This is a genomic window from Actinomadura sp. NPDC048394 (assembly GCF_040651755.1).
In the GTDB taxonomy this organism is placed as follows: Bacteria; Actinomycetota; Actinomycetes; order Streptosporangiales; family Streptosporangiaceae; genus Spirillospora; species Spirillospora montaniterrae.
Genome location: NZ_JBEZJL010000047.1, coordinates 68,917 through 82,185 on the forward strand (window position 1 = coordinate 68,917; position 13,269 = coordinate 82,185).

The following is a 13,269-nucleotide window of genomic DNA, read 5'->3' on the forward strand; positions in this document are numbered from 1 at the left end:
AGGCTATTTTCAAAATCATTGCACCGGGGCCGGGGCCTCCTGGAAGGTGCGGGCATGAAACGCCTCCGCCTGCTGTGCCGCACCGTTCCGCTGATGGTGTTCGCCGCCCTTACCGCGGTCGCGCTGCCCGCCCGCGCCGATGCCCGCGAGGGCGACATCGACGGAGTCCCCTACCGCGTCGAGGTCCCCGCCCACTGGAACGGGACGCTTCTCCTGTGGAGCCACGGCGCGTACAGCCTGGAGTCCCCCGCGCCCTCGGACATCGAACTGACGAACCATCCGGCCACCAAGCAGTGGCTGCTCGACCACGGATACGCGCTGGCGGCCTCGCAGCTCCGCGTCCCGCGCGGCTGGGGCGTCGTCGAGTCGGGCCTCAAGGACCAGACGGCCCTGCTCGACTGGTTCACGGCGAACGTCGGCAAGCCGCGGCGCACCATCTCGGCGGGCGCGTCCGCCGGCGGCCTCACCGCCGTCCTGCTGGCGGAACGCAACCCGCGCCGCTTCGCCGGCGTCGCCTCCCTCTGCGGAGTCCTCGGCGGCACGACCGGCCACTTCAACAGCGCCCTCGACGCGGACTTCGCGATCAAGACGCTTCTCGCGCCCAACCTCGACCTGGTCCATATCAAGGACCCGCAGGCGAACACGACCAACGCCCGCCGCGCACTCGGAGCCGCCCTCGACTCCCCCCAAGGACGCGCCCGCCTCGCCCTCGCCGCCGCCCTCGCCGACATCCCCGGCCGCTACGCCTCGCGCGCACCGGCACCCGACACGGTCGCCGGCCAGGTCGAACAGCAGACCTACTACGCCGCCTACGACCGGGGCGCCTTCTGGGGCCTCGCCCGCACCGACATCGAGCAACGCGCCGGCGGCAACCCGTCCTGGAACACGGGCGTGGACTACCGGACGCTCCTAGCCCGCTCCTCCCAGAAGCAGCTGGTGAAACGCGCCTACAGCGAGGCCGGTCTGAGCCTCCGCGACGACCTCGCCCGCCTCGACGCAGCGCCCCGCGTCAAGGCCGACCCCACGGCCGTCCGCTACCTCGACCGCTACGGCACCCCCACCGGCCGCACCCCCTGGCCAGTGGTGACCCTGCACACGACCGGCGACGGCAACGTCCCCCCGGAGAACCAGCGCCGGTACGCCGCGCAGGTGCGCCGCGCGGGCGACCCGGCCAACCTGAGGCAGCTCTACGTCGACCGCGGCTACCACTGCTCCTTCACCGCCTCCGAAGAGATCACGACCCTCCGAACCCTCCTGACCCGGATCGGCACCGGCCACTGGCCGACCACCCAGCCGACCGCGCTGAACAGCGCCGCCACCGAGCTCGGCCCCGACTACCAGACCGTCTTCGACACGGACCCGGAACCGGGCCTGCACCCGACGACCCCGTCCTTCACCCACTACCACCCAGGCCCGTACCTACGCCCATAAGCCACAGTCAGAGGCCATGGTCCGCGGGGGCGAACCATGGCCTCTGACCTCCTCCCCCTTGCGATCACTCCGCCTATCGAAACACGAAAATAATCGCCTATACACACAAAACTGAATATATCTGGAAGATCACCGCGTGCGCCGCTACCCTCCCATCGTGCCTGATCGAATCCTTGCGGAGCTGGCGGCGCTGGAGACGGGGGAAGCCGATCTCCGGCGCGCATACGAGCGGCTGGAAAGGGTGCTGGATCGCCTGGACGGCGATCTGCGCACGTCGTTAGATTCCTGGTCAGGGGAGGCGCGCGCGGCCTACGACCAGGCGCATCACGAATGGATGCAGGCCGCGCGCGATATGGCGCGCCAGGTGGACGAGCTGCATCGGTACGTCGCCCGGGCACGGCACAACTTCCACGCCTCCCTCCAGGTGAACCACGGCATGTGGAACCCGTCATGAGCCCACCACCGAAACCGGCTTCGCCCGTTCCGGCACGGGTCGACATCACGCCCGAGACGGTCGACCGGGCCGCGGCCAACTTCGCGATCGGCCAGCAGGACCTGATCAAGGCGTACACGGCCCTTTCGCAAAAGCTGTCCGCGCATTCGTCGGGCATGGCCGGCTTCGACAAGGCCGCTCACCAGTTCGCCGCCTTGTACGATCCAGCCGCCAGGGCCGCCTACCAGGCATTCCACAAGGCGATCGAGGCGTTGGGCGGCACCTCCCTCGGCCTCTCCCAGACGGTCAACAATCACCTGGCCGCCGACCACCACTCCCGCGCCGACCGCCCCGGCGGCGGGCCGCCGCGCTTCCCGCCGCATCCGGTGACGCAGAACTTCGCGGTGGCCACCGCGCCCCCGTCGGTGCTGGGGGCGATGAGCTGGGCGCCCAACACCACCGTCCCGCTCGTCCGCCACGCGATCCCGCACCTGCCCGGCTGGGTGGACGGCCTGCTCGGCACGTCCAACGACTGGCCGCAGGGCAACCCGGACATGTTCGATCACACCGGCGACGCCTGGGCGGAGGCCGCCCGGGAGATCGGCCAGGTCGCCTCGTGGCTGAACTGGACGATCACCACCATCCTCGACCCGGCCGACAACGCCGAACACACCACCGTCGCCAACTACTGGGCCACCCTGTACCGCCCCGGCGACACGTCCACCATCATGTCCGCGTCGCCGGCATCGCCGAACGCTGGGCCCTCCGCAAAATCCTTGCCGACCTCGTCAAGGCCACCGCCGAAACCAAGGTCGTCAAAGCCGTCCAAGCCGCCTTCGACAAGACGGTCGGCAGGGCGCTCGGCAAGGACATCGAGGCCACGGAACGCCGGCTCGGCCTCGTACCGGGCACTCCCGAGTACGAGGCCCGACTCCAGGAGCTGGCGAAGGACCCCGCCCACGGCGGCGAGATCTCCGCCAAGACGGAACGGGAGGCAGAAGTCGGCCTGCAACTGGAACGGGACGGTCTTCTGCCCGGCCCCATCAAGCGGGCCCCATTCGACGCGGCGGGGAAGGATCAAGGAGAATTCGTCGACGCGGCCGGAAATTTTTGGGACGTCAAGAGCTCTCCAGATGTCCAGCCAACTTATGGGCGCAACCCAGGCCAGCCCATCCCAAGGCCGCAATCGATCGAGCGCTTCACCAGAATGATAGATAGGGAACTAAGTGAAGGGCATAATGTAATCATCGACCCGATCGGGATGACGCCGGCGCGGTCCGACGCGTTGAGGCAAGTGGTCGCCGCCCATCCAGAGTGGCAGGACAGGGTAATATGGAAACCGTGAGCGAGAACTTCGGACGTACGCGCGGAGACGTTCGTGCTTTTCCGCGCGACGCGACCGCGAGGCAGGCTCTGGAGGCCTACCTCGACGCTCTTCCCGAGGATCCCCAGATCGTCATTCCGTCCTTCGCGGGCGACGGCCTCGACTTTTCCGGCGCCGATCTATCCGGCCTTGAGCTGCTCGGCGCCTACTTGGATGAGGCGATCCTGAACGGAGTCAAACTCCGCAATGCGCACCTTGGAGGAGCATCTCTGATCGCTGCGCACATGCGCGGCACCGACCTGAGCGGCGCACATCTGCGGAAGGCACAGGGGCGAGCCTGCGATGCGCAGAAGGCGCTGCTCGTCGACGCGGATCTCCAAAAGAGCGAGTTCGAGGACGCCGACTTGCGATACGCCGATCTCCGCGGGGCCGACCTCACAAGAGCATGGCTTGCCGGAACGGACCTGCGCGGCGCCGACCTGCGAGGGTGCACCTTCGGCGGGCCCACGACCTCGACCGGCCTCCTCGAGGTGCGCATGGCGGATTCGCGTCTCGACGGCGCCACCGGCCATGTCAGCGGCCCTGTCGACGTCGGCGCCGCGTCACCTCGGCTGCTCGACGGCGCTGACCTTCAGCGCTGGTTCGCCGACCACGGCGCACCCGAGGTCGAAGTCCATAGCTGACGATCCATCGGACGTCGGCGCCATCACCGGCCCGACGCCCGGACGTCGTGGCGGGCGTGACCGAGCCCAGGTCAGGTCACCCACTCTTTGAGTTGGCGCACGAGTCCGGCGGGGTCGTCTCCGACCGGGGTCACCTGGAGATTGGTGACGCCGGACTCGCGGAAGGCTTCGATCCGTTCCCGGACGTAGGAGGCCGGGCCGACGAGGTTGATCTGTTCAAGGAGCTGGAACGGGACCTTGGCCTCGGCTTCCTTCTTCTTGCCGTCGAGGTAGAGATCCTGGATCTCCTCGGCCTCGGCTTCGTATCCATAGCGTCGGACGAGGTCGTTGAAGAAGTTCTTGCCGCGGGCGCCCATGCCTCCGATGTAGAGCGCGAGTATCGGACGCGCGAGGTCGAGTATCTCCTTCACGTCCTCACCGATGGCGACGATGCCGCCGGCGACGACCTCCAGGGGCGCGAGGTCTTCGGAGCGCTTCGCGGTTCCTGCGGCGAGCGCGTCGCCCCATACCCCGGCGGCACCCTCGGGGACGTACAGGAAAGGCAGCCAGCCGTCGGCGTATTCCGCCGCGCCTTCGACCGATTTCGGTCCCAGCGCGGCGATGTAGAGCGGAACCGAGGGGCGTGGCGGCTTGGTCATGATCTGCAGCGGCTCACCGAGGCCGGTGCCCTGACCGGCTGGGAGGGGGATCTCGAAGGATCGGCCGCTGTAGTCGACCGCCTCGCCCCGCAGGGCCGCGCGGATGATCTCGACGGTCTCCCTGGTACGGCCGGTCGACCGTACGAAGGGCATGCCGTGCCACCCCTCGATGATCTTCGGGTTGGAGGCGCCGAGGCCGATGATGGCGCGACCGCCGGACACGCTGTCGAGGCCCGCCGCGGTCGAGGCGAGCATCGTCGGGGTGCGGGAGTAGACGTTGAGGATGGCTGCGCCGATCTCCACGCGCGAGGTGCGGGCCGCCAGGTAGCCCATCAGGGTCGGCGAGTCATGGCCGTACCCCTCGGCGACCCAGACGGTGTCGAGCCCGGCGGCCTCCAGCCGAGCGATGTGGTCGGCGGCCTCGCGCGGGTCGGTGCCGTAGGTGAGCATCGTCGAGATCTTCATGGTCCGCTTCATGAGCAGTGCCTCACTTGGACGTCGGCGAGTCGAAGCTCGCGCCCATACCGATTCCGGCGCCGCCGTCGACCGGGATCACCGCGCCGGTGACGAACCGCAGGTTGGGTGACACGAGCGCACCGACCAGGTCGGCGAACTCGCGGGGCGCCCCGATGCGTCCCATCGGTATCCCGTTCCCGAGGCCGGCTTTGGACAGCTCCGGCTGCCGTTCCAGCAGCCCGCCCAGCAGGGCGGTGTCGAAGAATCCGGACAACAGGGTGTTGACGTTGATGTCCTGCCTGGCGACCTCCAGGGCGAGGGTCTTGGCGTAGCCGATCACCGCCGACCACACGCCGACGGACGCCGCCATTCCGACGGCCGGGCGTTCGACGACGCCGGAGACCACGTTGAGGATGCTGCCGCCTTCGGCGGTCATGTACGGCAAGGTGGCTCGCACGGATCTGACGACGTAGAAGAAATGGCGTTCGAAGGCCTTCCGCCACACCTCGTCGGTGAGTTCGGAGATGCGCCGGATCGGCGGTCCGCCGTCGTTGGTGACCAGAACGTGGACGGCTGGACCGAACCGCTCAAGGGTCGAGGCGGTGACGCGCTCGATGTCGGTTTCGGACGAGCAGTCGGCGGCCAGCCCGAGGACCTTCCCCTCGCCGTATGCGCCGGCAAGGCGTTGCGCGGCGGCCGTCACCTTCTCCGCGCGTCGCGCGAAGATAGTGACATTGGCGCCTTCCTTCAGAAGCCGATCGGCGATGGCGTATCCCAAGCCGTCGCTACCGCCGCCGACGATGGCGACCTTGCCGGTCAGTCCGACGTCCATCACTGAACTCCGATCGAGGTGAGGAAGGTCTCGGCGTTGCCGGAGAACACGTCATCGAGGACATCGGAGGAGAAGCCCGCCTCGCGCCATTCCTCGACCAGCCTTTCGTGGGCGAGCATCGGGTAGTCGGCTCCGAAGAAGACCTTCTTGCGCAGCCGCTTACCGATCTCGCGCTTGAGCTCGTCGGGGAAATAGCGCGGTGACCAACCGTGGAGCTCCATCCACACGTTCGCCTTGTGCAGTGCGACCGCGATCATCTCCGACTGCCAGGGCCACGCCACCCGGGCCGCGATCACGTTCAGATCGGGGTGCTTGGCCGCGATGCGGTCGACGTAACGGGGGTGACAGCCCTCCAGGGTGATGCCCATGCCTCCGCGGGTACCGGCCCCGGTGGCCGACATGCCGACATGGACCAGGACGGGACGGTTGGCCTCGACGCACATGTTCAGGCAGGTCTCCCATTCCGGCTGGTCGGGTGTCCCGGCCGGCGTGAACGAGTGGACCGTCAGCCCGACGAGCCCCGTCCCCTCGCTCAGGCAACGCTCGAATTCTTTGACATGAGCCGGTTGCGTGGGGTCGATGCCGATCCAGTTGCCCAGAACGACGTCGGGGTGCCTGCGCGCATAGTCGAAGGCGTAGTCATGCTGGTCGCGTAGTGCACCGGCGTCCATGGTGTAGGTGAACGCGAAGTCGAGCATCGCTCTGACATTGGCGCGGCGGAACTGGACGGCCTGCTCCTCGTCGCTGACGAAGCTCATGTCCCACTTGAAATAGCCTCGCAAGGCCTCGCGGTCCTCGGCGGTCTCGTACGGGCTTCCCTTCCATCCTCGCTCTGTGCCCCAGTGAGAGTGGAAGTCGATCAGTCGGGCAGGTGGTACGTTCACACTTAATGCCTTTCGTAAATGCGCGGGGTAAGGGCCACGGAATAATCAGTGGACGTTGCGGGTCGAGTCGGCCCAGAACGGCTCACGCAAGCACTTCTTGTCGATCTTTCCCACCGGCGTGACGGGAAGTGAGTCCACGACCACGACCTTCTTGGGCGCGTACATCGAGCCCTTGACCCGCTTCACGTAGGACTGGAGCGCGGGAATGTCGACCTGTCGCCCCGATCGCGGGACCACGAACGCGGTGACGAGCTCGCCCCAGCGGCTGTCCGGCACGCCGATGACGGCGGCCGCGCCCACCGAAGGGTGTGCCGTCAGAACGGCCTCGACTTCGCTCGCGTAGATGTTGAAACCACCCGAGATGATCATGTCCTTCTTGCGGTCCACGATGTAGATCAGGCCCTCGGCGTCCTGGCGGGCGAGGTCTCCGGTGTGGAGCCATCCCCCCTTGAGCGCCGCTTCCGTCTCGTCCGGGAGGTTCTTGTAGCCCTGCATCACCCCGCGGCTCCGCATGGCGATCTCGCCCACCTCGCCCAAAGGAACGTCGTGGCCGTCGTCGTCGATGAGCCTGATGCGGTTGCCGACCACGGGACGGCCGCAGGAGGCGAGTTGCTCAAGGCTCGCGGTCTCGTGTGCGGCCTTGGTCAGGACCGTCCCGATGCCGGCCGACTCCGTCTGCCCGTAGACCTGGGAGAAGACCGGACCGATCCGCTCGCGGGCCTCCGCCAGGCGCACCGGCGACATCGGTCCGGTGGCGTACCAGATGACCTCAAGGCTGGACAGGTCCCTGGTCTCCGGACGCTCCTGATCCAGCAAGGTGTAGATCATCGTCGGAAGGCCGCTCACGCAATTGATGCGCTCGGCCTCGATGACGTCGAGGAACCGTCCGGGTTCGAAGCCCTGCTCGATCACGACCGTGCCGCCGCGCAGCAGTGTCGGGATGACGGCCAGCCCGGCCGCGTGAGTGAGCGGGGCCGCTGCCAGGTATCGCGGGAGGTGCGGCTGCTCGAAGTCGGCCATGTGCGCGTAGACCATCTGCACCATCGACCGATGAGGCTGCATCACGCCCTTGGGCCTGCCGGTCGTCCCGCCGGTGTACTGCAGCCAGGCGACGTCCATCTCCGTCGCCGGACCACGGTCCAGCGATCGGACCGCCGTGGGCTCGCCCTCGGACAGGCCACCGGCGGCGGGGATCACCATCAGGTGTCGCAGGGAGTCGACCTCGGCGAGGACCTGGCGTCCGTGCTCCTCCAGGGGCGCGGTCACCACAAGCACCGTGGCCTCCGCGTCCTCGCAGACGGTGATGTGGTCCGCGACCGAGGCCAGAGCCTGCAACCCGGTGAAGCGGCCGCCCAGGAGATACGTCGCGGCCTGGACGATCCACGATTCGGGCATGTTCGGACTGAGCATCGTGACGCCCACGCCGAGCCCCACTCCCCGATGGGCCAGCGCGGCCACGTACTGCGAGAGCAGGTCCCTGACGTGCGCATAGGTCAGTCGCCGATCTCCGGCCACGAAGGCCTCGGACGAGCTGTGCCGGCCGAGCGCCTGCAGGATCAGGTCACCGAGCGTGACTCCGGAGGATGCCGCCGAAGCGGCCACCGAAGCCGCAGCACCGTGACCCGGAAGGTGGTGAGACATGCCTCAAAGCGTGGCCGCCGAGCAGGCGGGCGTGCCACCGATGTTCCGCCCCGAATTTCCGATAACCCGCCAGGCCGACGGGGGCGACGCTCAGCTGCGAGCCGCACCCGCCGTGGAGCGGTAACGACCGGGCGTCTGGCCGACGAGATCGGTGAAGGCGCTGATGAAGCTGCCGGGGTTCGCCCAGCCGAGTCGCATCGCCGTCTCGGTGACCGAGGTACCTTCACAGAGTTCGAGCAGCGCTCGCTGGATCCGCAGCAGCGTGCGCCACTGATGGAAGCTCATCGACAATTCGCTGGCGAACAGCCGGCTGAGGGTCCGTTCACTCGAGCCGGTCCGGTGCCCCAGCTCCGCCAGCGTCGCCGAAATGGCCGGGTCGGCGTGCAGCAGGTCGGTGACGGCCTTGAGCCGAGGATCGCTCGGCTCCGGCAGCCGCAGTGGCTCCTGCGGAGCGCGGGCCAACTCCGCACCGATCACCGCGAGCAGCAGACGGCCACGCTCACTGCCGGCAGGCTCATGCTCGCTGGTCAGCGCCAGGTACGCCTCGCGCAGCAGCGCACTGGCCACGAACACCGACGGCTCGGGCGGCAGTTCCTCGGACAACGCCGCCGGAACCGGGAGCACGCGAACATCGGTCTCGCCGTAGGAGTGACTGCTGTGGACGAAGAAGGGCGGCACCCAGGTGATGCGGTTCGCCGGCGCCACCCAGGTTCCGACCTTGGTCGTCGTGACGAGCGCCCCGGAGGCGGCGTACCTCAGCTGGCCGTAGTCATGGAAGTGCGCGGCGATGTCCTCGCCGTGCGCCAGGGGCTCGCAGACCGGCGAGACGTCCGTCCAGAACACCGCCTCCTGCGCAACCTCACTCATCAGCAGCCAGCATAGCCCGCCCTGGCGGGCAATCAGAATAACCGCGCACGAATCCACTAACGCGCCCGCGAGGGAACCACGGTAGCGGGATCGCGCCGGGACGCCGGTCCGCCTACGTCGGCCGCGCCGGGTGGAACTCCGGTTCTCCGGCCGGCCGGTACACGTGCACGCCGACGCCCTTAGCGTCGGTGTGGGAGCTGATGACCTCGAGCGCGGCGGCGGGTCCAACGTCGGGGAACAGCCGCATGCCCTGTCCGAGGAGCACGGGAACGACGAGCAGCGTCAGTTCATCGATGAGGCCGGCGGCGAGCAGCGAGCGGATCAGGCTCGCGCTCCCGTGCACCTGGATCTCGCCCGATGACGATTCCTTCAGTTCCTTGATCGCCGCGGTCGCGTCCCCGGAAAGCAGCGTGACGGGTCCCCACGACGGTTGCTGGAGACTGTTGGATGCGACGTACTTCTGCGACTGGTTGAGCGCGACCCCGATGGGGTGCGCCTGCATCCCCGGCCGGGCGCCCCAGGTCTCGGCGAACATCTCGTACGTGCGCCGCCCGAACAGGAACGCGTCCGCCCGCTGATAGGTGGCCGTGATCATCTCGCCGGTGTCATCGGCGAACGCCCCGAGCGCCCAGCCGTCCCGCGTGAATCCGCTCTCCAGTTCCTCGGGAGTCGCGTGACCGTTCCCCTGCATCACACCGTCCACGGTGATCTGCGTCATCGTCGTCAGCCTCATGCGCCCATCGTGGGCGCACCGGACATCTCCTGGCAACCATGCGTGTCGAAATGGCAACACGGCACCGCTGACCGGCCTTCTCCGGATGGCACGGAGATGGGTTGATCCTGTCCGCCTTGAATACCATGCCGTTCTAGCAAAATCGTGAGACGGAAGAGCAAGAGCCTCGGGACGCTGTCGGTGACGCCGCCACGACATCTCGTGCTCACCACGCGCCTTCCAGGGCCAAAAGAACGGGCATCTGGAACGCAACAGGGACTTCGTCCAAGATCTCGATCACGGACGAAGTCCCTGGTCAGAGGGCAGCCACCCCTTGCACCACGATCCAATGCGCTTTCAGGCCGCCTGGCCGCACCAGAAGGCCCGGATCGCATTTGGCGCGCGATCATTCGCCTGAGAGATGAACGATCACTCTTGGTAGCCGACCAAATTACGAGGTCGCAGTACGGTTCCGGGTCGGTCCGCCGGTCTTGGCCTCCTCGAACTTCGTTCGAAAGGCGGCGGCGGTCCGTTCACGGCGTGGGCTCGTATGTGTCGGGCTCGGCGTCAGCGGGGCTGATCGCCGATGATGGTGACTCGCTCCATGACCCGGGGACGAGGGTAGTAGTCGCACAGGGCGTAGTGCTGGGTGACGCGGTTGTCCCAGAACGCGATCGAGCCGGGCTTCCAGTGGAATCGGACCTGGTACTCGGGATGGCGGGCCTGGTCGATCAGGATATCGAGCAGTTCGGCGCTGTCGGCTTCGCTGACGCCGTCGATGTGGGCCGTGAAGACACGGTTGACGTAGATGAGCTTGCGGCCCGTCTCGGGGATCGTGCGGACGACCGGGTGCTGGACGGGCGGGTTCTTCTTGCGGGCCTCGGCGAGCTGGTCGTCGGACATCAGCTTGCCGAAGCTCTGTGTGAAGTCGTGTGTGGCGGTGAGGCCGTCGATGGCGCGGCGGACGTCGTCGGGGAGGCCGTCGTAGGCTGCGGCCATGTCCGCCCACATGGTGTCGCCGCCGATGTCGGGCACCTGGACCGCCCGCAGTATCGAGCCGAAGGGCGGAGTTCGGGTGAACGAGGCGTCACTGTGCCAGATGTTCTCCACTCCCGGCGATTCGGCGTCGTGCGCGAGGCGGACGACCTCGGGACTGTCGGCCTTGGGCAGGAAGGGGTGGATCTGCGGTTCGCCCCAGTGCCGCGCGAACGCGGCGTGCTGAGGGCCGGTCAGGTGCTGGTCGCGGAAGAAGAGGACCTTGTACTCCAGCAATGCCCGCCGGAGCTCGGTGAGCACCTCGTCGTCCAGGGGGAGGGAAAGGTCGATGTCGGGGATCTCCGCGCCGATCGTCGCGCTGCACGGCAGGGGGGCTAGGTGCCGGTAGGGCTCGCCGCTCCCTCCGGTCGTGAGCTCACGGCCGCGTCAGGCGCGCGCCCTTCCACCTGGCCGCCTTCCGAGGACCGCGCCATGCCGAGGTCGCCGTCAGCCTCGACCGCATGCCCCTCGCCGTCCTGCGCCAGCGGCGCACTCAGCAGAGAGGAGCGGCTCTCGGCAGACCCGGAAGTCTGGGCGAACTCAGGCCAAGTGTTCACCCGCGAATACGGATCCGCCTTGCGGCCCGAGTGGATCTCACTGCGCTTCGAAGCCCTGATCGAGCGCTACAACACGATCCGACGACGTCACTTCAACGAGGGGGTGGGCAGTCGAACAGATAGCGCGCCGCCACCGCGTCAGCCGGCGACCGGCCCAAGTCGCCATCGACCGCAGGCCACTTCCACCGATCCGGTCCCACGACCTGCGCCAAGGCGCGGCGACGCTGAGCCTGCTCAGCAAGGCGGACATAAAGGTGATCAGCGCGACGCTCGGTCACTCTCGGTCATCGTTCACGGCGGACACCTACGCCTCGGTCCTGCCCGAGGTAGCTGAGGCGGTGGCCGCGGTGGTGCCGCCGATGGCCACACCAGACACCAAAAACGCCCCCGCCGAGATCATCTCACTCGGCGGAGGCGCTGGTAGTGGCGGAGGATCGGGGATTTGAACCCCGGATGGGCGGTAAACCCAAACCGCATTAGCAGTGCGGCGCCATAGACCGGACTAGGCGAATCCTCCAGGAGCCATCAGGCTCAGCACAGGGTACCGGTTCGGCGTAGCAACCGGCAAAGTCTGGCCTGTGGCTCTGAAGCATAGTCCGAACGCGCCCGCCGGGCGACGAGGCGGCCGGACGATTCGCTCCCGGGGCCGCGGGAGCGAAGCGGCGTCGGTCAGCCGATGTGGAAGCCGGTGGTGTAGCCGCAGGCCTTGCCCAGGTCCTCGCCGTGCTGCTGCATCTGGGTGAAGTTGGGCGTCCCGCCGGACAGGTTGCCGGAGCTGAGCTTGCGCAGCGTGGCGGCCGTGTCGTCGAGGTCGCCGGCGAACGCGGTCGCGGCGGTCTCGACGTCGCCGCCGGCGTTCTGGCCCTCGGTGCGGATCTTGGCGGCCGCGTCCGAGAACGTCTGGGCCGTCAACTCGGCGCCGCCGGAGCCGGTGACCGACCCGCCGCTCGAGGCGACGTTCTTCAGCTCCGTCTCGATGTTCTTGCAGGCGGTCTTCTTCTTGCCGCCGCCGGTGATGGAGTCCACCGGGCCGCAGGCCGTGGAGCCGAGAAGCACGCCACCGATGGCCAGGACGCCGACGAGCTTGGCGGCAGACATGCGCATGAACTTTCTCCTTCAGGGGGGTTTGGGACTTCGGACGAGGGTAAACCTCAGAGGTCACATCCGTCTCGATTACACCTTTGGCGCTGGTTCGCCACAGACGGTTCCGTGACCCGGCTCACACTGACGAGGACGCGTCTTCGGCCGCCGATTCGCCGTCCGGTCCCAGGAGCCGGTACAGTTGGCTCCGAACGGGCACCCGTAGCTCAATGGATAGAGCATCTGACTACGGATCAGAAGGTTAGGGGTTCGAATCCCTTCGGGTGCGCAGCAGGTCAGAGGCCCCTCGCGATCATCGCGCGGGGCCTCTTGCGTTGGCCGGGGAGCCACGGCATCGATCACGCTGGTGAAGAGCGCCCCGCTCATCGCTCCGGCCGTCCACCGTCTGCCGTCCACCAGGAGACGTCCGTGGACGTCCTTCGTGATCGCGACGGACGTGTGCCCGAGGATCCTGGGCTTGGCCCGTTGGGTGTAAGGCGTCCGGGGCTTGGCCACAGACTAGGGACCTGAGGCCTTCAGGTGGGGCAATCGCCAGCACGGAGCACCGACCGTGGTGTCCCCGGCTCGGGTGTCGGACTAGCCTCGCGCTTTCATGGCGGATTGATTCCGGCTGGTCGTTGACATGAGAAAAGTGCTCCTGAACTGGGAGGATAGGGCTTGCTGAAGGTCCTGTCC

12 protein-coding genes, 2 tRNA genes and 1 pseudogene are annotated in these 13,269 nt (G+C 67.7%); 6 read left to right on the forward strand and 9 right to left on the reverse strand.

What is annotated here, in order from left to right:
• Positions 1-54 precede the first annotated feature (54 nt).
• The 4 genes from AB0C78_RS30855 to AB0C78_RS30870 all read left to right on the forward strand — a co-directional run bounded on the left by AB0C78_RS30855 (position 55) and on the right by AB0C78_RS30870 (position 3,871).
• Positions 55-1,431: an alpha/beta hydrolase-fold protein gene (locus AB0C78_RS30855; protein ID WP_360754601.1), complete on the forward strand. Its 1,377-nt coding sequence runs from the start codon at positions 55-57 to the stop codon at positions 1,429-1,431.
• Between the two features lie 157 nt (positions 1,432-1,588).
• A complete protein-coding gene (locus tag AB0C78_RS30860; RefSeq protein ID WP_360754603.1) occupies positions 1,589-1,885 on the forward strand; it encodes a WXG100 family type VII secretion target in 297 nt (98 codons plus the stop codon).
• A complete protein-coding gene (locus AB0C78_RS30865; RefSeq protein ID WP_360754606.1) occupies positions 1,882-3,075 on the forward strand; it encodes a hypothetical protein in 1,194 nt (397 codons plus the stop codon). The genes AB0C78_RS30860 and AB0C78_RS30865 overlap by 4 nt, the downstream gene beginning before the upstream one ends.
• A gap of 130 nt (positions 3,076-3,205) precedes the next feature.
• Positions 3,206-3,871: a pentapeptide repeat-containing protein gene (locus AB0C78_RS30870; RefSeq protein ID WP_360754608.1), complete on the forward strand. Its 666-nt coding sequence runs from the start codon at positions 3,206-3,208 to the stop codon at positions 3,869-3,871.
• A 71-nt stretch (positions 3,872-3,942) separates the two neighbouring features.
• Here the strand turns inward: AB0C78_RS30870 and AB0C78_RS30875 are convergent, their stop codons facing one another.
• The 7 genes from AB0C78_RS30875 to AB0C78_RS30905 form a co-directional block, all read right to left on the reverse strand.
• Positions 3,943-4,974, reverse strand: coding sequence for an LLM class F420-dependent oxidoreductase (locus AB0C78_RS30875; protein ID WP_360754611.1), 1,032 nt, complete (start codon positions 4,972-4,974; stop codon positions 3,943-3,945).
• Positions 4,975-4,996: 22 nt separating this feature from the next.
• Entirely contained in the window at positions 4,997-5,797 is an 801-nt protein-coding gene (locus AB0C78_RS30880) for an SDR family oxidoreductase (RefSeq protein WP_360754614.1), read from the reverse strand.
• A complete protein-coding gene (locus AB0C78_RS30885) occupies positions 5,797-6,555 on the reverse strand; it encodes an amidohydrolase family protein (RefSeq protein WP_360754617.1) in 759 nt (252 codons plus the stop codon). Before AB0C78_RS30885 ends, AB0C78_RS30880 begins: the two co-directional genes overlap by 1 nt.
• A gap of 171 nt (positions 6,556-6,726) precedes the next feature.
• Positions 6,727-8,322: an AMP-binding protein gene (locus AB0C78_RS30890; protein WP_360754619.1), complete on the reverse strand. Its 1,596-nt coding sequence runs from the start codon at positions 8,320-8,322 to the stop codon at positions 6,727-6,729.
• Positions 8,323-8,412: 90 nt separating this feature from the next.
• The gene (locus AB0C78_RS30895) at positions 8,413-9,189 is read right to left on the reverse strand and encodes a helix-turn-helix transcriptional regulator (RefSeq protein ID WP_360754622.1); all 777 of its coding nucleotides are present in this window, start codon (positions 9,187-9,189) and stop codon (positions 8,413-8,415) included.
• A 112-nt stretch (positions 9,190-9,301) separates the two neighbouring features.
• Positions 9,302-9,922, reverse strand: coding sequence for a dihydrofolate reductase family protein (locus tag AB0C78_RS30900; protein ID WP_360754624.1), 621 nt, complete (start codon positions 9,920-9,922; stop codon positions 9,302-9,304).
• Between the two features lie 546 nt (positions 9,923-10,468).
• A complete protein-coding gene (locus AB0C78_RS30905; protein ID WP_360754637.1) occupies positions 10,469-11,266 on the reverse strand; it encodes a TauD/TfdA family dioxygenase in 798 nt (265 codons plus the stop codon).
• 334 nt (positions 11,267-11,600) lie between these two features.
• On the opposite strand from AB0C78_RS30905, the pseudogene AB0C78_RS30910 reads away from it, so the two are divergent.
• A pseudogene (locus tag AB0C78_RS30910) lies at positions 11,601-11,939 on the forward strand (hypothetical protein); the annotation flags it as partial.
• Here AB0C78_RS30910 and AB0C78_RS30915 read toward each other — a convergent pair.
• Positions 11,918-12,010: transfer RNA gene (locus AB0C78_RS30915), tRNA-Ser, on the reverse strand. The pseudogene AB0C78_RS30910 and the gene AB0C78_RS30915 sit on opposite strands and share 22 nt — an antisense overlap.
• 152 nt (positions 12,011-12,162) lie before the next feature.
• Positions 12,163-12,597, reverse strand: coding sequence for a hypothetical protein (locus tag AB0C78_RS30920; protein WP_360754627.1), 435 nt, complete (start codon positions 12,595-12,597; stop codon positions 12,163-12,165).
• A gap of 192 nt (positions 12,598-12,789) precedes the next feature.
• On the opposite strand from AB0C78_RS30920, the gene AB0C78_RS30925 reads away from it, so the two are divergent.
• Positions 12,790-12,862, forward strand: a tRNA-Arg gene (locus tag AB0C78_RS30925).
• Positions 12,863-13,269 lie beyond the last annotated feature (407 nt).